This window comes from Pseudomonas sp. Marseille-QA0332 (assembly GCF_054950175.1).
In genome coordinates, this window is sequence record NZ_CM143106.1 from 2,586,554 (window position 1) to 2,606,426 (window position 19,873).

Sequence of the window (19,873 nt, forward strand, 5' to 3'; positions counted from 1 at the left end):
GGCCAGTTTCGGCAATGACAAGGAATATCCGGTGAAACTCAGCGATATCGCTCGTCTGGCAGGTGTGTCCGTGACCACCGCCAGTTATGTGATCAATGGCAAGGCCGAGCAGCAGCGCATCAGCAATGCCACGGTCGAACGCGTGCGCGCCGTTGTCCAGGCCCATGGGTTCACGCCGAACCCGCAGGCTGCCGGCCTGCGCAGCCGGCATACACGCACCCTCGGGTTCATCCTGCCAGACCTGGAAAACCCCAGCTATGCCCGCCTCGCCAAGCAACTGGAACAAGCCGCGCGGTCGCGCGGCTACCAGCTGCTGATCGCCAGCAGCGACGACCAGCCCGAGAGCGAAAGGCAGCTGCAGCAGCTGTTTCGCGCGCGGCGTTGCGATGCCCTGTTCGTCGCCAGCTGCCTGCCAGCAGACGATCTCAGCTATCAGGACCTGCAGGACAGCGGCCTGCCGATCGTCGCCATCGACCGTCCCCTGGATGCCCGACGTTTCTGCTCGGTCATCAGCGATGACCAACAGGCCAGCCGCCAATTGGCGCAGAGCCTGCTGGCAACCGGGCCACGGCGTATCGCACTGCTTGGCGCCAGGCCAGAGCTGAGCGTCAGCCAGGCGCGCGCCAAGGGCTTCGACCAGGCGCTGCAAGGCTTCGCCGGCCAGGCCAGGCACTACCAGGGCGAATCGTTCAGCCGCGCTTGCGGGCAGCGCCTGATGCAGCAGCTGGTGGACGACTTCGCCGGCCTGCCGGACGCCTTGGTGACAACCTCCTATGTCCTGCTGCAAGGCGTGTTCGACGTGCTGCGCACGTACCAGGAAGATTCCAGCAGCCTGCGCCTGGGCACCTTCGGCGACAACCAGCTGCTCGACTTCCTGCCTTTGCCGGTCAACGCCATGGCCCAGCAGCATGACCTGATCGCGACCACCGCGCTGGAACTGGCGCTGGCCGCCGTCGAACAGAAACGCTATGAACCCGGCACGCACGCAATCGCTCGAAACTTCAAGCAACGCATCGTCGGAGGCTGAGCAATGCGCCTGATCGATACCCATACCCACCTGGACTTTCCCGACTTCGACGAGGACCGCGCCACGCTCCTGGCCAACGCGGTGGCTCGTGGCGTGGAGCGTCTGGTCGTGCTAGGGGTATCCCAGGACAACTGGCAAAGGGTCTGGGACCTGGCCTGTGCCCACGACGGCGTCTACGCGGCGCTCGGCCTGCATCCGGTGTACCTCGACCAGCACCGCCCCGAGCACCTCGACGAGCTGCGCGACTGGCTCGAGCGTCTGCGAGGCCATGAGCGCCTATGCGCGATCGGCGAGTTCGGCCTGGACTACTACATCGAAGGTGCCGACAAGCAGCGCCAGCAAGCACTGTTCGAAGCCCAGCTGTGCCTGGCGATCGATTTCCAGCTGCCGGCGTTGCTGCACGTGCGCCGCAGCCATGCCCAGGTCATCGCCACCCTCAAGCGCCTGCGCCCACCCCGGGCCGGCATCATCCACGCCTTCGCCGGCAGTTACGAAGAGGCGCGCGAATACCTCAAGCTGGGTTTCAAGCTCGGCCTCGGCGGAGCCGCTACCTGGCCCCAGGCGCTGCGTCTGCAGCGGACCCTGCCGCGCCTGCCGCTGGACTGCTTCGTGCTGGAAACCGATGCGCCGGACATGGCTCCGGCGATGTACCCCGGCCAGCGCAACAGCCCAGAGCACTTGCCCGACATCGCCACGGCACTGGCCGAAGTGCTTGGCGTCAGCGCCCAGGCACTGGCCGAGGCCAGCAGCCGCACCGCCACCGAACTGTTCCGCTGGTAAGCGCTGCGCAACGGCCGGCGGCCGTGCTAGCCGAGCACCGCGCCCAAGGCCAGGCAGGCGTACCAGAGTATCGCGCTACGCACGATCAGCTCCCACAGGCTGTCCAGGCGCTGGGGGTAGCGCTGGCCTTGCGGCTCGCCCAAGCCTTCTTCTGCCGCACGGCCGGCACTGGCGATCAGTCGTTCGGCCGGGGTACGCCAGGCAAGCACCTCGTGGAGCATGGCGCGGGTCACAGCGACGAAGTTGCCGACCAAGGCGAGGCTCAGGGCCAGTATCCGCACTGGTAGCCAGTCCATGACATGGCGCAGGCATCCCGCGCGCGCGCCCAGCGCCTGCTGCCGGCTGTGCGCGGCACACAGCGCAAGCAGGCGGTAGGCCAGCGCAGCGGCCGGGCCGGCCAACGCATACCAGAAGATCACCGCAAAGAAGCCTTGGTACATCTGCCAGAGCAGATGATCCTGCACCTGCCTCTGCAGAGCCTGCGGGTCATCCGCCCCCAGGCCCAGGTCACGCTCGGCCGCATGCAGGGCCGCCTGGTCGTCGCCACGGCGCCAGGCGTCGCGCAACGGCCCGAGCGCACGCCGGGGATTGCCGCGTCCAAGGCTGTACAACAGGACCAGCAGGTGGATCGGCAAGACCAGCAGGCCGTAAGCCACCGGCGCCAACACGTGCAGTACCAGCGCTAGGAGGACCACAGGCGCCAGCACCAGGATCGCCAGGCTCCACCATGGCTGGACCTTGCCGCTGCGCTCCAGGCGCGCCAGTTCGCCAAGCAAGAACCCGTCACGCTGCACTTTTTGGCGCAAGGCGGAAAACTTCTCGATCCACGGCAGCAGTGCCAGTACCAGGAAGTTCATGCCTGGGCCTCGCTGGCGTGCAGCCCGGCACGATAGCGTGCCCAGTCGAAGGCGGATCCCGGGTCGGTCTTGCGCTGCGGGGCGATATCGCTGTGTCCGCGGATGCGCCTGGCATCGATCTGCGGCCAGGCTTGCCGGATCTGCGCCGTGAGCCGCTGCAGCGACTCGTACTGCGCGTCGGTATAAGGCAGTTCGTCGGTACCTTCCAGCTCGATGCCGATCGAGAAATCGTTGCATCCCTCGCGCCCATCGAAGCAGGACACGCCTGCATGCCAGGCCCGGTCCAGCAAGGAAACGAACTGGGTGACCTTGCCGGTACGCTCGATGAACAGGTGCGCCGAAACCGTCAGCGCCTGGATGTCACGAAAGTAGGGATGCTCGTCAGGATCGAGACGGTTCTGGAAAAAAGCCTGCACCTTGCCCGTGCCGAAGCAGGCCGGTGGCAGGCTGATGTTGTGGATCACCAGCAGGGAGATCGTCTCGCCTGCCGGCCGAGCGTTGAAATTGGGCGAAGGACAACGTGTGACGCCGTCGAACCAGCCCGTTTCGCGGTCCAGTTGCATGGTCTTTCCTGAGCATCGGGATGACAGCGTCAGTATGCCGCCTGACAACGATGCTTGCATCAGCTGGCGTGCTGCATGCGCAGGCGCGCCAGCACCGCCTGTAGCGTTCGTTCGAACAATGGGCGTTCGTCCAGCACCGACGCCTCGCCACGCCGCAACGCCATGACCAGCCCGGCACGGCTCCACTCGCGTACCTTGCGCCCCTGATGGTTGGTGAACACCAGGCGATCGGCACTGTCGATGCGCACGACCAGCTTGCATCGCTGCAAGTGCCCGGCTTCTTCGGCGACCATCCAGCTGCCGACCCGCAAACGTTCGAGCGCAGCCATGGCCCAGTCATTGTCTGCCGGCGGCAGGAGCGCTTGGCAGACGTGCTCTTGCGGCAGCGCAAGCACGATCTCCTCGCTCACCTGCATCATGCCTTGCTCGTGTGCCACGTCCCCTTCCGTACAGGCCTGCAGGTGGAGCTGCTGCAATGCCTGGAAGAACCCACGCACGGTCGCCGAGTCGATCGAGACACCGGCGAGCCCTTCGCGCAAGCCCTTCAACAGCCCCGGCACCTGCTCGAGCAGCTCCTGGCGCGCCGTGGCATGGGGCTTGGGCGCAACGCTGGCCAGCAGCGCATCCATGGTGGTCACGGCACGCGTCCAGGGTACCGAGGGTTCGCCATGCTTGAGCCAGGCCATCAGCAACACCTGACTCCAGCCCTGGACCAGCATGTCGATCACCGCTGCCGGCAGGTAGCGTCCCTGCAAGCGCAGGTTCAGCTCGCGCTGGACCACCTGCTGCGCCTCGAGCCAGCGCACGCGCCCTTCCTCGGCATCGCGAACACGCTGCTCGAGCCTGTCGTTGCGCCGGCGCTCGTCGCCGCTGGCCGCGAGGAACTCATCCAGCAGCTCATCGAGCAGCGAGGCATCCTCGGCGAAATCATCGAGCAGGCGATGAATGAGACGCTCCATGCGCATCTGCAGGCCATCATGCCGCCCTTCGCCGGTGTCGGCCCAGCCAATGCCGGCCATGGCCAGCTCGTTGAGCAAGCGACGCGCTGGGTGGCCAGCGCGACTGAAGAATTCCACGTCGAGCAGGGCCACCTTGAGCACGGGAACGCGCAGCCGACCGAGCAGCGCCCTGAGCGCGCTGGGCAGGTTGGCATCGCTCAGGACATGGTCGAAACACAGGTCCACCAGGTTGATCACATCCTCGTCGGTCTCGCTGATCTTCTGCAAGACGCCACTGCGCGCACCGACACGCAACAGCAGACGCTGCAACTCGTTGCCCAGGTCGAAATCGTCGTCTTCGCCGGGCAGCGGCACGCGCCGCTGCAGATGGGTCAACAAGCGCACCAGGTCAGTCCTGCCGAGGCATGGCAGCCCCAGCGTGTCGTTCAGGCGTGGCGAAAAACGATCGCGCAGCGGAATGAGCAGAGCGCGTACCGAGTCCATGAACAACTGCCCGCTGCTGTCGGCCTGCCCTTCTTCATCGGACTGGTTCGCCGGCTCGCGCCGGGCATCCAGCCGCCGGTCCTCGGCTCGCCGCCGGGCAGTGGCCTTGAGTTCCGGCAGGATGCCCGCCAAGGCGAGCATCTGGTTGCCTTCGACATACAGCAAGTCGATGTCGCGCAGCACATGACGTTCGAACAGCTTGAGCAGGACCAGCCGGGTCTTGAACGCGACCTTCAGCTTGCGCACGGTATTGAGGAAGCATTCGCAGAGACAGGCCGGCCCGAGCGGATGGCGTCGCTCATCGACGGGCGCGTCGAGCAGGTGGCGAAAGCGCAGCGTGAGGTGGCGCAGCAACTGGCCCTGGCGCGCGAGGACGCGCTCGATGATGGTTTCCAGTGTCACGGCACGTTCGATGTACTGCGGCTTGGCCCAGCCATGGGCCGCCGCTTGACCAGGACGCTCGCCACTGTCGCGCTGGCCGATGCGCAGGAACGCGGCATTGAACGCGTCGAGAAACTCGCGCTCGATGCTCCTGCGCTTGAGGCGCAGGTCGCGCATGGCCTCGAACAGCACCTGCTGCTCATGACCATCCGCTGCCTTGTCGGCCAGCTCGAACAGCGTGTCGTCGGCATTGTCGAACAAGGCCTGCAGCCCTCTGCGCAGTTGCAGGGCTGCCTTGTCGCGCACCTGCAGCAGCAACACCGGCAGGCAAGGCAAGGAGGCACGCGCAGTTCGGTCCAGGACACTCGCCAAGGTCACTACGTTGCCTTCTTTGTGCATCCCGGTCTCCTTGATGGGCGGCCGCTGAAAAGCGGCATGATGAACGATCACGACACCACGCCTGGGCGCCGACTGCATGGACTTGCCAGCGGTCGCTGGCAATATCGCTGGACTACGACCTTGCGCACGCCGGAAAGCTCCCATCGCCCTGACGAAAGGCCAGGCAACAGGCAACTGTACAGGGAAATTCCCTGCCCTATAATCGCCCGCACCCAGCCTGTGGAGCAGACCATGCCGAACCTACGCCTCGCCGACCTTACCGCCGAAATCGAAGCCAACGTGCGCCGCGCGTTGCTGGAAGACCTCGGCAGTGGCGATATCACCGCCCAGCTGATTCCCCTCGAACGCCTGGCCAAGGCGACCATCATCACCCGTGAAGACTGCGTGATCAGCGGCACGGCCTGGGTCGATGCAGTGTTTCGCCAGCTCGATCCGCGGGTCGCGGTGCATTGGCAGGTCATCGATGGCCAGCGCGCGCAAGCCAACCAGGCGCTGTTCCATGTCGAAGGCCCGGCGCGCTCGTTGCTCAGCGGCGAGCGCACTGCCTTGAACTTCCTGCAGATGCTCTCGGGCGTGGCCACCCGTGCGCGCTTTCTCGCCGACCTGGTGGCCGATACCTCGGTGCGCCTGCTCGATACCCGCAAGACGCTCCCTGGCCTGCGCCTGGCGCAGAAGTACGCCGTGACCTGTGGTGGGTGCGACAACCACCGCATCGGTCTGCATGACGCCTTCCTGATCAAGGAAAACCATATCGCCGCCAGTGGGGGTATCGCTGAAGCCGTGGCGGCCGCCCACCGCATCGCACCGGGCAAGCCGGTCGAAATCGAGGTGGAAAGTCTCGACGAACTGCGCCAGGCCCTGGAAGCCGGGGCAGACATCGTCATGCTCGACGAGCTGAGCCTGGAGGAAATGCGCGAGGCCGTGCGGATCACCAATGGCCGGGCGAAGCTGGAGGCCAGCGGGGGGGTGAGCGAAGCGACCTTGCGCAGCATTGCCGAGACGGGCGTGGACTACATCTCGATCGGCGCGATGACCAAGGATGTCAAGGCGGTGGATCTGTCGATGCGTTTGAGTCTTTGAGGGTTTGTCCTCGGGGATGTCCAGGCCGCTGCGTGGCTTTCGCGGCTGCTTCGATGCTGACCATGAGCTGCGCCCCGGATGGCGGATGAGTGTTCGACATCCGGGGCGCGGCTCACTGTATTGGCAACGCTATCGCGTGGACATGCAGGGCCGGCGTGGAACATCCACTACACTGCCAAAGACCTAGCCGGCCTCGACCCGCCTGCTCAGAACGAAGCGTTCTGCAGCCCATCCAGGTAACGCTCGACGTCCAGCGCCGCCATGCAGCCGGCACCGGCCGAGGTGATCGCCTGGCGATACACATGGTCGGCCACGTCACCGGCGGCGAACACGCCTTCGATGTTGGTGGCGGTAGCGTTGCCCTCTCGGCCGCCATTGACCACCAGGTAACCGTCCTTGAGGGTCAACTGGCCTTCGAACAGCGAAGTGTTCGGGGTGTGGCCGATCGCGATGAACACACCGTCGACCTCGATCTCTTCGCTGCTGCCGTCGTTGTTCTTCAGGCGAGCACCGGTCACACCCATGTTGTCGCCCAGCACTTCGTCCAGAGTGGCGTTGAGCTTGAGCTCGATCTTGCCTTCGGCCACGCGGGCGTTGAGCTTGTCGACCAGGATCTTCTCGGCGCGGAAGGTATCGCGGCGGTGGACCAGGGTTACCTTGCTGGCGATGTTGGCCAGGTACAGCGCCTCTTCCACGGCGGTGTTGCCGCCACCGACCACTGCCACGGGCTTGTTGCGGTAGAAGAAACCATCACAGGTCGCGCAGGCCGACACGCCCTTGCCCATGAACGCTTCTTCCGAAGGCAGGCCCAGGTAGCGGGCGCTGGCACCAGTGGCGACGATCAGCGCGTCGCAGGTATAGGTGCCGCTGTCGCCGGTAAGAGTGAACGGCTTGTTGGCCAGGTCCACGGCATTGATATGGTCGAAGACGATTTCGGTTTCGAAACGCTCGGCATGCTCCTGCATGCGCTGCATCAGCGCCGGGCCGGTCAGGCCGTGGGGATCGCCAGGCCAGTTGTCGACTTCGGTGGTGGTGGTCAGCTGGCCGCCAGCCTGCATGCCGGTGATCAGCAGCGGCTTGAGATTGGCGCGGGCAGCGTAGACCGCCGCGCTATAGCCGGCAGGGCCGGACCCGAGGATGATGACGCGAGCGTGACGTGCTTCAGACATGATGGACTCCTGTCGATCCGGCCCGAGAGACCGGTATCGTGAGAATGTGAAAAGACCCGCGCGCCTCGTCGTGCGACGGCGCGCGAAGCGCGACCTACAGGCTGGCGGCGTTTTCCGCCAAGTAGTCGGCAACACCCTGGGCGTCGGCCTTCATGCCCTTCTGACCCTTGCGCCAGCCAGCCGGGCAGACTTCGCCGTACTGCTCGGTGAACTGCAATGCCTCGACCAGACGGATCATCTCGTCGACTTCGCGACCCAGTGGCAGGTTGTTGACTACCTGATGCTGCACCACGCCTTGCTGGTCGATGAGGAACGATGCGCGCAGCGCGACGCCTGCTTCATGTTCGATGCCATAGGCACGGGTGATCTCGTGCTTGACGTCGGCGACCATGGTGAATTCCACCGCGCCGATGCCGCCCTGCTCGACTGGCGTGCTGCGCCAGGCGTGGTGGGTGAACTGCGAATCGATGGACACGCCCACCACTTCGACGCCCAACTCGCGGAACTTGTCCATGCGATTGTTGTGGGCAATGATTTCCGACGGGCAGACGAAGGTGAAGTCCAGCGGCCAGAAGAACAGCACGACATACTTGCCGCGCAACGAGGACAGGGTGAAGCTGTCGACGATGCTGCCGTCGCCCAGCACCGCGGCCGCGTCGAAGTCCGGGGCTTGCTTGTTTACCAGAATGGTCATGGACACTCCTTTGAACGTCAGGATCCGATAGGGTTGGAAAGTCGAACGCACTGTAGCGAGGTGGCAGAGATTAAGGAAATATCCTTCCACAATCCACTTCATAGGTCAGCTCTATGCAATGCATGCGTGACCGACCAGTCTGCGCCGGCGTTTGTTACAGGTTTTTGCTCCAGCCGTTAGCGGCTTTCCCCTGGTAGGCAAACTGGGTAAGGTCAATGCCTTGTCAAACCTGGAGCTTGTCGATGCGCGCACCTGTTCTTTCCGGCCCCCGATACCTGAGCGAAGGCTTCAAGCTCATGCTCAGCCCGGGCCTGCGCCTGTTCGTGCTACTGCCGCTGGCGATCAACCTGCTGTTGTTCGGTGGCCTGATCTACCTGGCTTGGCACCAGTTCAGCGTGTGGGTCGACATGCTGATGCCGACCGTGCCCCACTGGCTGGGCTTCCTTGACTACATCCTCTGGCCGCTGTTCATGGCGCTGGCCTTGCTGATGATGTTCTTCACCTTCACCCTGACGGCCAACGTCATCGCCTCGCCATTCAATGGGTTCCTGGCCGAGAAGGTCGAGGTGATGGTGCGTGGCCATGACCCTTTCCCAGTCTTCAGCTGGGCCGAACTGGCAGCCATGGTACCCCGCACCCTGGGCCGCGAGGCGCGCAAGCTCGGATATTTCCTGCCCAGGGCGATCGCGCTCTTCGTGCTCTCGCTGATTCCCGTGGTCAACGTGCTGGCCGCGCCGTTGTGGTTGTTGTTCGGGGTTTGGATGATGGCCATCCAGTACATCGACTATCCGGCCGACAACAACCAGATGAGCTGGCAGGACATGATCGCCTGGCTGCGGCAGAAGCGCTGGCAATGCCTGGGCTTCGGTGGCGTCACCTACCTGGCGCTGATGATCCCGTTCGTCAACCTGGTGATGATGCAGGCGGCCGTGGCGGGAGCCACCTTGTTCTGGGTGCGCGAGCGTAGCTGAGCGCACCCGCGAGCCAACAGTCTGGACCGGCCGCCCAGACCCACCACTTGCCGGACGCCGTTGCGGCTTGCGCGAGAACAGAACGAAACTTCGATCCGCTCAGCTCATGTACGGTCGATGACAGCGAACGGGACAGCTGTCATCGGGATGCAACTTCAAGGGCGTCCACGGATCAGTGCTTGAATGCCCCGCACGGAATCTCCAGCGGCAGGCATGCCTGAAACCGGACGTCACCGAGACGTCATACCCATGACATGCGACTGCAATACCGCTAGCGGAGACTTTCGTCATGAGCACACCTGTCCTGCGCATCACTCTCGTCAGCGAAACCTTCCCACCCGAGATCAATGGCGTGGCCAACACGCTTGGCCGGCTCAGTGACGGGCTGCGCCAGCGCGGGCATCAGATCGAGCTGATCCGCCCACGCCAGCCTTCGGACGAGCCTGACGCGCAGGGGCCCGAGCTGCTGTTGTCACGGGGTTGGCCGTTGCCCGGCTATCCCGGCTTGCAATGGGGCGAGATCTCCATGCACAAGCTGTTGCGACGCTGGCGCCGGCAGCGACCGGATGTGCTGTACATCGCTACCGAAGGCCCGCTGGGGCTCAGCGCCCTGCGCGCGGCACGTCGCCTGGGGATTGCCGTGGTCAGCGGTTTCCATACCAACTTCCCGCAGTATTCCGGGCAATACGGGTTCGGCCTGCTGACCCGGGCGCTGACTCACTACCTGCGCTGGTTCCACCGGCGCACCGCCATCACCCTGGTGCCTAGCACGACCCAGCGCATCGAACTGGAGCGTCGTGGCTTCGAGCGGCTGGGGCTGATGGCACGCGGCGTGGATGCCGACCTGTTCACGCCATGCCGACGCCACCAGGCCCTGCGCGAAAGCTGGGGGCTCGGCCCGGACGACATCGCCGTGCTGCATGTCGGGCGGCTGGCCCCAGAAAAGAACCTCGGGCTGCTCGGCCCCTGCATGCAAGCTCTGCAGGAGGCCTACCCGGAGCGTCGCCTGCGCCTGGTGATCGTCGGCGATGGGCCGCAGCGGGCGAGCCTCGAGCAGCGATTGCCGGAGGCGATCTTCTGCGGTGTCCAGCGCGGCGAACGACTGGCGGAGCACTATGCCAGCGGCGACCTGTTCCTGTTCCCGAGCCTGACCGAAACCTTCGGCAACGTGGTGCTCGAAGCACTGGCGTCAGGGCTTGGCGTGGTCGCCTATGACGAGGCCGCGGCAGCCCAGCACATCCGGCATGGCCATAGCGGTGCCCTGGCCATGCCAGGCGACCAGCGAGCGTTCATCGAAGCCGCCTGCTGGTTGCTGGAGGAAGACGAGAACCTGCGCCGGGTGCGTCTCAATGCCCGCTCGCATGCCTGCCGCCAGGGCTGGCCGCAGATCATCGAGCAATTCGAGGGGTACCTGCACGAGGCCTGTCGCCAGGCCGAAAGCCAGGACCTGCCGGGCGCCGTCGCGGCGCTGACGATCAAGCCGGGCGCCTCCACGCCACCGGGCTGAAGCCCGCCCACGCCAGCGACACGCTGCCCGCCGGCGCGTCAACGCCGCCGGCGCGGTCAGGCCAGGGCCTTCTCGATCGCCTGGACCACCGTCGGATCGTCCGGCGCGGTGCGTGGTGCGAAGCGCGCCAGCACTCGACCGTCCTTGCCGACCAGGAATTTCTCGAAGTTCCAGGTGATGTCGCCGGGAAACTCCGCGCCCTCGCCGGCCAGCAGGCGATACAGGGCATGCCGCTGCGGCCCGTTGACCTCGAGCTTGGCGGCCATGGGGAAACTGACACCGTAGTTCAGGCTGCAGAACGACTGGATCTGCTGCTCGCTGCCAGGCTCCTGGCCGGCGAACTGGTTGCAAGGCAGGCCAAGCACGTTCAGACCCTTGTCGCGGAAGCGTTGATAGAGGTTTTCCAAGGCCTGGTACTGCGGAGTAAGCCCACACTTGGAAGCCACGTTTACCACCAGCACCACCTGGCCCTTGAAGGGAGCCAGAGGCAGTTCACTGCCATCCAGCGCACGTAATGTCAGGTCGTGGAATGCACTCATGATCAACTTCCCCTCTCAGGATCTGGTCATCGTGGTGAACGAACGGCGCCCACTAAAAAGGCGCGCGGACAAACCGACTACCCTTGCATGAAGAGCGAGGCCGGCTTGCCCGAGCGCCTGCTGCCTGTTTCTGAGCGTAGCGCAGAAATCAGTGCTGGTGACCACCTTCGCCGTGGATATGGCGATGGGCGATCTCTTCGTCGCTGGCGTCCCGCACGTTGACCACCTTGACCTGGAAGTTCAGGCGCTGGCCCGCCAGCGGGTGGTTGCCGTCGACGGTCACGTCGTCGCCATCGATGTCGCGAATGGTAACGATCTGCATCTGGCCATCCGGCGCCGAGGCATGGAACTGCATGCCGACTTCGAGCTGGTCGACGCCTTCGAACATGCTGCGATTGAGCGTGCTGACCAGCTCGGCCAGGTATTCGCCGTAGGCTTCTTCAGGCTCGATGGCCACCTTGAGTTCGTCGCCGGCCTGCTTGCCTTCCAGGGCCTTCTCCAGGCCTGGGATGATGTTGCCTGCACCGTGCAGGTAGACCAGCGGCGCACCACCGGCGGAGCTGTCGATGACCTCCCCGTCGTCGTTGGTCAGGGTATAGTCGATGGAGACAGCCTTGTTGGCGGCGATCAGCATGAGGCGAGACCTTTGCAAAAGAATGTAGAACGGACAAGTGTAACCAAGGCACCGCCTGATTGCGAACGCGCCGTGGCGGATGCACGGCCCACCAGTCGGGTGATCGGCTTCCACCAGGACCTCGAAGGCCATTGGGTGGCGCAGCTTTCCTGCGGCCATACCCAGCACCTGCGTCACCAGCCACCCTGGCAATCACGTCCCTGGGTACTCGACCCTGAACTGCGCGCCCGCCGCATCGGTGAACCTTTCGCCTGCGGCTGGTGCGCTGGCCAGGCCGATGGGGATACCCTAGGCAGCTGATTTCCTGCCCCGCCCACTTGCGAGAAGCCTGCATGCAGACATTCTTCATTGCGCCGACCGACTTTGGCGTCGGCCTGACCTCGATCAGCCTCGGCCTGGTCCGTACCCTGGAACGGGCAGGCCTGAAGGTCGGCTTCTTCAAGCCGATCGCCCAGCCACACCCCGGCGATACCGGGCCCGAGCGCTCCAGCGAACTGATTGCCCGCACCCACGGCATCAAGCCGCCGCCCCCCCTGAGCCTGGCCCATGTGGAACGGATGCTCGGCGACGGCCAGCTGGACGAGCTGCTCGAGGAAATCATCCGCCTCTACCAGCAAGCCTGCGTCGACAACGACGTGGTGGTGGTCGAGGGCATGGTGCCGACACGCCATGCCAGTTATGCCGCACGGGTCAACCTGCACCTGGCCAAGAGCCTGGACGCCGAGGTGATCCTGGTCTCGGCCCCGGAAAACGAGGTGCTGAGCGAGCTGTCGGGCCGAGTCGAGCTGCAGGCCCAGCTGTTCGGCGGGCCGCGAGACCCGAAGGTACTGGGCGTGATCCTCAACAAGGTGCGCGCCGAGGGCGGCATGCCTGAGTTCGCTTCCCGCCTGCGCGAGCATTCGCCCCTGCTGCGTGGCGAGGATTTCCGCCTGCTCGGCTGCATCCCCTACCAGGCCGAGCTCAACGCGCCGAGGACCCGCGACGTCGCCGAGCTGCTCGGTGCCCAGGTGCTCAACGCCGGCGACTACGAGCAGCGGCGCATGAACAACATCATCATCTGCGCACGGACCGTGGCCAATACCGTCCCGTTGCTCAAACCGGGCACCTTGGTGGTCACGCCCGGAGATCGGGACGACATCATCCTGGCTGTGAGCCTGGCCGCGATCAACGGCGTGCCGCTGGCCGGCCTGCTGCTGACCAGCGACAGCAAGCCCGACCCACGCATCCTGGGCCTGTGCCAGGGCGCCCTGCAGGCCGGCCTGCCGTTGCTGTCGGTCGGTACCGGCTCCTTCGAGACCGCCAACCAGCTCAACCAGCTCAACCGCGAGATCCCGGTGGATGATCGCGAACGCGCCGAGTTCATCACCGACTTCGTCGCCAGCCACCTCGACGCTGCCTGGCTGCACCAGCGCTGCGGCACGCCACGGGAGATGCGCCTGTCACCGGCGGTGTTCCGCTATCAGCTGATCCAGCGCGCCCGGCAGGCCAACAAGCGCATCGTGCTGCCCGAAGGCGCCGAGCCGCTCACGGTCCAGGCCGCCGCCATTTGCCAGGAGCGCGGCATCGCCCGCTGCGTGCTGCTGGCCCGGCCCGAAGAAGTCGAGGCGGTGGCCCGTGCCCAAGGCATCAGCCTGCCCGAAGGGCTGGAAATCCTCGACCCCGACCAGATTCGCGAGCGGTATGTCGAGCCAATGGTGGCGCTGCGCAAGAGCAAGAGCCTGAACGCGCCGATGGCCGAGCAGCAGCTCGAGGACCCGGTGGTGATCGGCACCATGATGCTGGCGCTGGACGAAGTCGATGGCCTGGTATCGGGGCTGGTGCATTCCACCGCCAACACCATCCGCCCTGCCCTGCAGCTGATCAAGACGGCGCCAGGCAGCAGCCTGGTATCGTCGGTGTTCTTCATGCTGTTCCCCGAGCAGGTGCTGGTCTACGGCGACTGCGTGATGAATCCGCATCCCGACGCCGCGGAGCTGGCGGAGATCGCCCGGCAGAGCGCCGATTCGGCGCAGGCGTTCGGTATCAGCCCACGGGTGGCGATGATCAGTTACTCGAGCGACTCGGCCGCGACCGGCGAGGAAGTGGAAAAGGTCCGCGAGGCCACGCGCCTGGCCCAGCAGGCCCGGGATACCCTGCTGATCGACGGCCCCTTGCAGTACGACGCGGCGGCCAACCCGGACATCGCGCGCCAACTGGCGCCCGACAGCCCGGTCGCCGGGCGGGCCACGGTGTTCGTGTTCCCCGACCTGAACACTGGCAACACCACCCACAAGGCCGTCCAGCGCAGCGCTGACTGCGTGAGCCTGGGGCCGATGCTGCAAGGGCTGCGCAAGCCGGTCAACGACCTGCCGCGCGGAGCGCAGGTTGACGATATCGTGCATACCATCGCGCTGACCGCGATCCAGGCCAGCACCGGCGCCTGAAGACAAGGTGGCTTCAGCGCAGGTCTTCAGCCCGAGACAGGCTGGCGACCTGCGCAGTCGGCAGTCACTGCTGCTGGTATTGCTGGCCTGGAATCGGCAGCAGGTTGACCTCTACCCGACGGTTCTGGGCACGGCCGTTGGCATCGGCGTTGCTGGCGATCGGCTGGTCCGGCCCCAGGCCGCGTACCGAGACACGGGACGGGTCGACACCCTGGGAAGTCAGATAGCTGCTGACCGCCTGGGCACGACGCTGGGAGAGGTCCATGTTGTGCTGGCGGCTGCCGGTGCTATCGGTGAAGCCGACGATCTCGATGTTGTTCTGGTTGAACTGCTTGAACGAAGTGGCCAGGTTGTTCAGCGGCGAATAGAAACTGGGGGCGATATTTGCCGAGTCGGTGGCGAAGGTGATGTTGCCTGGCATGATCAGCTTGATCTGGTCGCCTTCGCGCTGCACCTCGACGCCGGTGTTGGCCATGCTTTCACGCAGGGCGGCTTCCTGGCGGTCGGCGTAGTAGCCATAGCCCGCGGCGGCGGCGCCGACCGCGGCGGCACCGATCAGCGCGCCCTTGCCCCGGTGGTTGTGGTCGATCGCGGCACCGGCGACGGCACCGGCCAACGCGCCAAGGCCCCCGTACTTGGCGGTCTTGCTCACGCCACTGGAGCCCTGCGCCTGGCCCTGGTTGTCATAGGGGTTCTGGCTGGCACAACCGGACATCACGGCGGCGGCGGTAGCCACGATAATCAGACGACGCATGTTGAACATGGACAAGCTCCTACTGAAATTCGAAAGTGCGTACGATCACTGGCGGACCTGTGCCAGGATTGGATTGCCGCAGCCTGGAAAAATTCCCTGGAAACTCAGGCAGGTAGGCCCTGGAGGGGTCGTGGCTGGCGAGGCAGCGAAGTGGTCGATGAAGGTTGGGGCCGCTGCGGCCCGAAAAGCCCGACGCCACCGCCTACACAAGTGAACCCCGCCCGACCACCGATCAGGGCAGGTACAGCCGGAACAACCCCCCGCCCAGCGCGCCACCGTTGGCGATCTCGATCCGCCCCTTGATCCCGTCGCGCTCGTGCAGGGCCGCGATGCGCGCCGCGAAGTACAGGCCCAGCCCCGTGCTGCCACTGCTCAGGTCGATGCCCTTGACGAACTCGGCCTGGCGCTCGAGCATCGCCTGCGGGTAGCCTGGGCCGTCGTCATTGATGCCGATCACCAGCTGCTCGTCTTCTTCATCGATGGTCAGCAGCAAGGCATGGCCGGCATGCCGAATGGCATTGTCGAGCATGTTGCCGACCACCGAGGCGACCAGCTCCCGATCGAAGAAGCCCAGCGGACTGAAGGCATCGACACGCCAGGTGGCCAGGATGTCGCGCTGCACCAGCACGTCCTGGTGGATGGCCAGCTGCGCTTCGATGAAGTCGTCCAGCTCGTGATAGTCAGGGCATACAGGCAGCTGGTTGATCCCCAGCTTGTACAGGCCCAGCAACTGCACGAGCATGCTGTTGAGGTGGGCGAACTCGTGCTCGATCACGCCGTGCTCGGTGCCGGTGCGCAGGTCCTCGGGCATGCGCGCGACCCATTGACCATGGGCCTGGGTGAGCGCGGCCAGGGAGTTCTTCATGTCATGTACGGTGGAGGCGATCACCGTGGAGAAATCCAGCCCCTGGTTTTCCTGATTCATGCGCCAAAGACTCGCAGGTGCAGTTTACGGTAGCGATCGTAGCGACTATCGCTGGTAGGGATGCCGGCCACGCCCTGAAGGCTGCCACGGCACTCCTGCAGGATGTCTTCCGACAGCTTGTCGCCGGCAATGCGCAGCAGTGCCTGGGTCGTGTTGAGGGCGATACTGATGTTCCTGGGCTGCATGCCCAGGGCGCGCCGGAAGATGCCCAGCGCCTCGTCGACCTGGCCGGCCTGGTAGCTGCGCACGCCTTGTCGGTTGAGCTCGACCGCCTGGGTCACGGCATTGAGCACCAGTGGATCGCTGGTGAGCTGGGATACGCTGTCCATGACCTTGGGGTCGTCGCCATAGCTTTCGACGCAGCTCTTGAGGATGCTGGTCGCCGCTGCATCCTGGCCCAGCTGCTGCAATTGCCTGGCCACGGTCAGGGCGGCATCGACCGAGAAGAACTGCTCCATCTTCTCCAGCCGCTGCACCGCCTGCTCGGTGAGCTTGGCCGCGGTATCCGGATCGCCGACCTGCTGCAGGCTGGCTGCCTTCATCAACCGCGCGCGCACCTGCAAGCCGACGTCGTCGGCATTGTCCTTGGCCACTTCGCTGAGCACGGTATTGATCTCGACGCGGGTGCGCGCATCCAGGCCATGCCCCTCGTTGCGGCTCATCAGTGCCTGGACCAGGCCGAGGTTGCATTCCGGGTCCTTGTAACGTGAGCTCTTGCCTTGGTTGACGGCCTGGCGGAATGCCCTGGCGGCGCCATCGAAGTCGCCGTTCTGCATGGCCAGCCGGCCTAGCGTCGATTGCCGGCGCACGGCCAGGGGCGACAGTCGCACCGCTTCTTCGAGCATGTTCTGGGCGCGTTGTGTGTCGCCCTGGGCCACCAGCGCCTCGGCCATGCCGTCATACAGGTTAGGCATGATCGGAAAGGCCTTGAGAGCCTGCTCGAACACGCCCTGGGCCTGAGCGAACCGGCCACGCTTGTGCATCAGGTTGCCCAGCGCTGCATATGCCCAGGGTTGCGGGCGACTGGCCAGGATCGCCTTGAGGAACTTCTCCAGCTCGTCGAAGCGATTGAGGTCACGCATGGCGTCGGCCCGGTAGCGCAGGCACAACGGCGCGAAGCGCGGATCCTTCTTGCACAGCTCGGCACAGGCGGCCAGCACCTCGGCGGGCCGGCTGCGGTCCAGCGCCTGGAGGATCGGCCTGAGCAGGATCTTGCGCTGGGTCAGTTTTTCCAGCCGCTGGGCTAGGCCGACGCGATTGAACGGCTTGGTCAGGTAGGCATCGGGCTCATGCTCGATGGCACTGAGCACGATCGACTGGCTGCTTTCGGCGGTGACCATCAGGAACACGCATTCGTGACTGATCAGCTTGTCGATGATCAGGTCCTCGAGCACCTGCTGGCCGTTCTTCTTGCCGTCGCCAAGGTGGAAGTCCTGAAGCACGAAGTCATAGCGTTTCTGCGCACACATGCGCAGGGCCTGTTCGCCACTGTCGGCGGTGTCCACGTCGCGGGCGCCCAGCTCGCGCAACATGGAGCGCGTCGACGTCCGGAAGTCGGTGTAGTCGTCGACGATCAGAAAGGTTTTTTGCCCGTACTGCAGCATCTACACGACCTGTCCTGGAGGTAGAAGAAAGGTGGCGCACGCTTGCCGCGCGCCATTGAGCTTATCGACCAACAGGCGAAAAGGATGAGCCTTATTTTCGGCCGAGGTGAAGCCCGAACTGGCCGGCGCTCGCCTGGCGTGGGCCTGCCCCGATGGGCGAACGTTGGCTGAGCCGCTGGCCCGGGCCTTTGGCCGCCGCCCCTAGAAGTTCACGCCAAAGCTCAGCGTCACGAAGTCGCGGTCATCCACGGTGCTGTACTTGCCATCGAAGAAATTGGTGTACGACAGGCTGGCCGTGTAGGTGTCCTGGTATTCGGCATCCAGGCCCAGGCTGATCGCCTTGCGGCCCTCCTCGAAGTTGCCGCCCGGGCCGGGCGAATAGCCGGACACGTCATGGGACCAGGCCAGGTTCGGGCGCAGGTCGACTCCGGCGAACACGTCGTTGTAGTCCCAGATGGCGCGCGCGCGATAGCCCCAGGACGTGGTCGTGGCATACCCATCGTTCTCGCAGTTGCGGCTGAGGTTGGCCGTCTCGCCCAGACCCGAGCCAGCGATGATGCTGGCGTTGAGCTGCGAGCAGGTATCCGGCGGGCCGCTGGCTGGCAGTGGGCCAGGACCGAACACCGGGTCGCGGCCATAACGGGCCTGGCGATTGCTTTCCAGGCCGCCGATATGGGTAATGCCCAGCTCGCCCACCACCGTCAGCCGACTGGCACCCATGACCTGGTCGAAAACGTGGGTCAGGGTCGTCTGGAACTGGGTCACTTCCTTGCGTCGATAACCTTGCAGGTCCTGCCCTGGCGCACCGCTGAGCAGCGAAGCGTTGTCCAGCGCGCCACCGAGCGGACGCAGCCCAGCGAGCAGGACATCGGTGGTATTGAGCTGCACGGGCGCGTTGGGCCGGTAGCTCAGCTCGCCGCTCCAGACCGTGCCGGCAGGCAAGGTGGTGGAGAAGCTCAGGCCGTACAGGCGAATGTCTTCGGGGTACTCGACGAAATACTGCGAATTGCCCGCCACCACCAGCGGCGCCAGGGCTTGCAGCGCCGGCGGCAAGGCCCTGGCAGCGGCGAACGCCGCTGGCGAGGCGCCGGTGCTGCTCAAGATCGGCGCGCGGCTGTGGTAGTTCATGAAATAGGCCCCGAACTCGGTATCGAGCGGTTCGAACAGGTAGTGCAAGGCCACGCCGAACTGGCCGCCGTCACGTGCGTCGCGGTCCGCGCCGCGAGCGACCCGCACGCCCTCGGCATCGAGGTCGACCCCGGCACTGACGAGAAGCGCCTGCGCGCTGGCCGGCACGCTGCGGCTGCTGTCGAGCAGGCGCAGGTTGCCAGCGCAGCCGTCGGCCATGACATCCGATTGCGAAAAGAACGTGCCACAGTTGTCTGCGACCGTCTGGTCCCATTCGAGCTGGTAGAAGGCTTCAGCGGACAGGTTGTCGGTCAGCCCTTGGGACACATGGAACAGGTTCAGCGGCACCAATCCCTCCCTGACCTCGACACCGGGCCGCCGGAACGCCGCCACGTCGACAGGGTTGATCGCATTGACGCCGCCACCGATGAAGGTGCCCTCCCCCCAGTTCACTACCTGCTTGCCCATGCGTACCGAACCTGGCCGGCCGCCGATGGAATAGTTGTGGTAGACGAAGGCGTCGAGCAGCTCGGCACCGGACGAACGAGCCCTTCGCTCGCGGTTGGAGTCGCTGATGTCCTTGAACGGACGGCCCTCGTCCTTGAGTTCGAAGTCGTACCAGTACCTGCCGCGGACGAACATCCCGCTGTCGCCGTACTTGAGCTCCAGACCGTGAGTGCCCTTGAAGACTTTCGAGAAGGTCTCGCCGCGCTTGAAGTTCAGACGGCCATCGTCGGAGATCTGCGCCAGCCCCTTGCCGCCATTGTTGACCCCGATCAGGTCGCGGTCGGGCTTGGCAGTCGACCAGCTGGTGCTGATCGACAGCGAGGTGTCGAACTGACCTTCGACTTCCCCGATATTGAAGCTGAGGCCGAACGCCGGGGCCGTCAGTGTGGAAGCGAAGCCCACGGCCAGGGGCAGCTTGGCTCGGCGCCAGGGCAGGTATGCAGGTTTCATCGACGCTACTCCACGTGTTCTTTGCCAGGGCAGTGAGTC

17 protein-coding genes and 1 pseudogene are annotated in these 19,873 nt (G+C 65.1%); 7 read left to right on the plus strand and 11 right to left on the minus strand.

The features are described from left to right. Nucleotides 1–31 precede the first annotated feature (31 nt). Nucleotides 32–1,027, plus strand: a complete 996-nt coding sequence (gene cra / locus ACY8GK_RS12035; RefSeq protein ID WP_196177076.1) for a catabolite repressor/activator — start codon at nt 32–34, stop codon at nt 1,025–1,027. A gap of 3 nt (nt 1,028–1,030) precedes the next feature. Beyond that, complete coding sequence (locus ACY8GK_RS12040) at nt 1,031–1,807, plus strand: TatD family hydrolase (protein WP_196177074.1); 777 nt, start codon at nt 1,031–1,033, stop codon at nt 1,805–1,807. Between the two features lie 26 nt (nt 1,808–1,833). Here the strand turns inward: ACY8GK_RS12040 and ampE are convergent, their stop codons facing one another. From ampE to ACY8GK_RS12055, 3 genes are read right to left on the minus strand one after another with little or no spacing between them, the layout of a single operon-like run. Then, nucleotides 1,834–2,664 (minus strand): regulatory signaling modulator protein AmpE, encoded by an 831-nt coding sequence (gene ampE / locus ACY8GK_RS12045; RefSeq protein ID WP_196177072.1) that lies wholly within the window; start codon nt 2,662–2,664, stop codon nt 1,834–1,836. Then, nucleotides 2,661–3,227 (minus strand): 1,6-anhydro-N-acetylmuramyl-L-alanine amidase AmpD, encoded by a 567-nt coding sequence (gene ampD, locus ACY8GK_RS12050; protein ID WP_462401335.1) that lies wholly within the window; start codon nt 3,225–3,227, stop codon nt 2,661–2,663. Before ampD ends, ampE begins: the two co-directional genes overlap by 4 nt. Before the next feature lie 59 nt (nt 3,228–3,286). Beyond that, the gene (locus tag ACY8GK_RS12055) at nt 3,287–5,449 is read right to left on the minus strand and encodes a DUF1631 domain-containing protein (RefSeq protein ID WP_196177068.1); all 2,163 of its coding nucleotides are present in this window, start codon (nt 5,447–5,449) and stop codon (nt 3,287–3,289) included. Nucleotides 5,450–5,680: 231 nt separating this feature from the next. Here ACY8GK_RS12055 and nadC point away from each other — a divergent pair, with 231 nt between their 5' ends. Further along, nucleotides 5,681–6,529: a carboxylating nicotinate-nucleotide diphosphorylase gene (gene nadC / locus ACY8GK_RS12060; protein ID WP_462401336.1), complete on the plus strand. Its 849-nt coding sequence runs from the start codon at nt 5,681–5,683 to the stop codon at nt 6,527–6,529. 206 nt (nt 6,530–6,735) lie between these two features. Here the strand turns inward: nadC and trxB are convergent, their stop codons facing one another. Together trxB and ACY8GK_RS12070 are read right to left on the minus strand one after the other, a co-directional pair. After that, nucleotides 6,736–7,698: a thioredoxin-disulfide reductase gene (trxB, locus tag ACY8GK_RS12065; RefSeq protein ID WP_462401337.1), complete on the minus strand. Its 963-nt coding sequence runs from the start codon at nt 7,696–7,698 to the stop codon at nt 6,736–6,738. Nucleotides 7,699–7,792: 94 nt separating this feature from the next. After that, the gene (locus tag ACY8GK_RS12070) at nt 7,793–8,392 is read right to left on the minus strand and encodes a peroxiredoxin (protein WP_196177062.1); all 600 of its coding nucleotides are present in this window, start codon (nt 8,390–8,392) and stop codon (nt 7,793–7,795) included. Between the two features lie 242 nt (nt 8,393–8,634). Here ACY8GK_RS12070 and cysZ point away from each other — a divergent pair, with 242 nt between their 5' ends. After that, entirely contained in the window at nt 8,635–9,363 is a 729-nt protein-coding gene (gene cysZ, locus ACY8GK_RS12075) for a sulfate transporter CysZ (RefSeq protein WP_462401338.1), read from the plus strand. Between the two features lie 289 nt (nt 9,364–9,652). Continuing rightward, complete coding sequence (locus tag ACY8GK_RS12080; RefSeq protein WP_462401339.1) at nt 9,653–10,870, plus strand: glycosyltransferase family 4 protein; 1,218 nt, start codon at nt 9,653–9,655, stop codon at nt 10,868–10,870. A 56-nt stretch (nt 10,871–10,926) separates the two neighbouring features. Here ACY8GK_RS12080 and ACY8GK_RS12085 read toward each other — a convergent pair whose 3' ends face one another. Together ACY8GK_RS12085 and ACY8GK_RS12090 are read right to left on the minus strand one after the other, a co-directional pair. Further along, nucleotides 10,927–11,409, minus strand: a complete 483-nt coding sequence (locus ACY8GK_RS12085) for a glutathione peroxidase (protein WP_196177057.1) — start codon at nt 11,407–11,409, stop codon at nt 10,927–10,929. Nucleotides 11,410–11,557: 148 nt separating this feature from the next. Continuing rightward, complete coding sequence (locus tag ACY8GK_RS12090) at nt 11,558–12,043, minus strand: FKBP-type peptidyl-prolyl cis-trans isomerase (RefSeq protein ID WP_196177055.1); 486 nt, start codon at nt 12,041–12,043, stop codon at nt 11,558–11,560. On the opposite strand from ACY8GK_RS12090, the pseudogene ACY8GK_RS12095 reads away from it, so the two are divergent. Both ACY8GK_RS12095 and pta read left to right on the plus strand, forming a co-directional pair. Continuing rightward, nucleotides 12,012–12,343: pseudogene (locus ACY8GK_RS12095) on the plus strand (DUF3565 domain-containing protein). The gene ACY8GK_RS12090 and the pseudogene ACY8GK_RS12095 overlap by 32 nt on opposite strands. Nucleotides 12,344–12,375: 32 nt before the next feature. Continuing rightward, nucleotides 12,376–14,466 (plus strand): phosphate acetyltransferase, encoded by a 2,091-nt coding sequence (gene pta / locus ACY8GK_RS12100; protein WP_196177051.1) that lies wholly within the window; start codon nt 12,376–12,378, stop codon nt 14,464–14,466. 64 nt (nt 14,467–14,530) lie between these two features. On the opposite strand, the gene ACY8GK_RS12105 is transcribed toward pta, so the two are convergent. The 4 genes from ACY8GK_RS12105 to ACY8GK_RS12120 form a co-directional block, all read right to left on the minus strand. Next, complete coding sequence (locus ACY8GK_RS12105) at nt 14,531–15,229, minus strand: OmpA family protein (RefSeq protein ID WP_196177049.1); 699 nt, start codon at nt 15,227–15,229, stop codon at nt 14,531–14,533. A 223-nt stretch (nt 15,230–15,452) separates the two neighbouring features. Continuing rightward, nucleotides 15,453–16,145, minus strand: coding sequence for a sensor histidine kinase (locus tag ACY8GK_RS12110; RefSeq protein ID WP_196177047.1), 693 nt, complete (start codon nt 16,143–16,145; stop codon nt 15,453–15,455). Further along, nucleotides 16,142–17,749, minus strand: coding sequence for a tetratricopeptide repeat protein (locus ACY8GK_RS12115; protein ID WP_196177045.1), 1,608 nt, complete (start codon nt 17,747–17,749; stop codon nt 16,142–16,144). The genes ACY8GK_RS12110 and ACY8GK_RS12115 overlap by 4 nt, the downstream gene beginning before the upstream one ends. 201 nt (nt 17,750–17,950) lie before the next feature. After that, entirely contained in the window at nt 17,951–19,834 is a 1,884-nt protein-coding gene (locus tag ACY8GK_RS12120) for a DUF1302 domain-containing protein (protein WP_462401340.1), read from the minus strand. Between the last annotated feature and the right edge of the window lie 39 nt (nt 19,835–19,873).

What these genes read in the sequence shown, in the direction of transcription:
- ACY8GK_RS12040 (WP_196177074.1), top strand. Translation starts at nt 1,031, where the DNA reads ATGCGCCTGATCGATACCCATACCCACCTGGACTTTCCCGACTTCGAC.
- ampE (WP_196177072.1), bottom strand. Translation starts at nt 2,664, where the DNA reads ATGAACTTCCTGGTACTGGCACTGCTGCCGTGGATCGAGAAGTTTTCC.
- ampD (WP_462401335.1), bottom strand. Translation starts at nt 3,227, where the DNA reads ATGCAACTGGACCGCGAAACGGGCTGGTTCGACGGCGTCACACGTTGT.
- ACY8GK_RS12055 (WP_196177068.1), bottom strand. Translation starts at nt 5,449, where the DNA reads ATGCACAAAGAAGGCAACGTAGTGACCTTGGCGAGTGTCCTGGACCGA.
- nadC (WP_462401336.1), top strand. Translation starts at nt 5,681, where the DNA reads ATGCCGAACCTACGCCTCGCCGACCTTACCGCCGAAATCGAAGCCAAC.
- trxB (WP_462401337.1), bottom strand. Translation starts at nt 7,698, where the DNA reads ATGTCTGAAGCACGTCACGCTCGCGTCATCATCCTCGGGTCCGGCCCT.
- ACY8GK_RS12070 (WP_196177062.1), bottom strand. Translation starts at nt 8,392, where the DNA reads ATGACCATTCTGGTAAACAAGCAAGCCCCGGACTTCGACGCGGCCGCG.
- cysZ (WP_462401338.1), top strand. Translation starts at nt 8,635, where the DNA reads ATGCGCGCACCTGTTCTTTCCGGCCCCCGATACCTGAGCGAAGGCTTC.
- ACY8GK_RS12080 (WP_462401339.1), top strand. Translation starts at nt 9,653, where the DNA reads ATGAGCACACCTGTCCTGCGCATCACTCTCGTCAGCGAAACCTTCCCA.
- ACY8GK_RS12085 (WP_196177057.1), bottom strand. Translation starts at nt 11,409, where the DNA reads ATGAGTGCATTCCACGACCTGACATTACGTGCGCTGGATGGCAGTGAA.
- ACY8GK_RS12090 (WP_196177055.1), bottom strand. Translation starts at nt 12,043, where the DNA reads ATGCTGATCGCCGCCAACAAGGCTGTCTCCATCGACTATACCCTGACC.
- pta (WP_196177051.1), top strand. Translation starts at nt 12,376, where the DNA reads ATGCAGACATTCTTCATTGCGCCGACCGACTTTGGCGTCGGCCTGACC.
- ACY8GK_RS12105 (WP_196177049.1), bottom strand. Translation starts at nt 15,229, where the DNA reads ATGTTCAACATGCGTCGTCTGATTATCGTGGCTACCGCCGCCGCCGTG.
- ACY8GK_RS12110 (WP_196177047.1), bottom strand. Translation starts at nt 16,145, where the DNA reads ATGAATCAGGAAAACCAGGGGCTGGATTTCTCCACGGTGATCGCCTCC.
- ACY8GK_RS12115 (WP_196177045.1), bottom strand. Translation starts at nt 17,749, where the DNA reads ATGCTGCAGTACGGGCAAAAAACCTTTCTGATCGTCGACGACTACACC.
- ACY8GK_RS12120 (WP_462401340.1), bottom strand. Translation starts at nt 19,834, where the DNA reads ATGAAACCTGCATACCTGCCCTGGCGCCGAGCCAAGCTGCCCCTGGCC.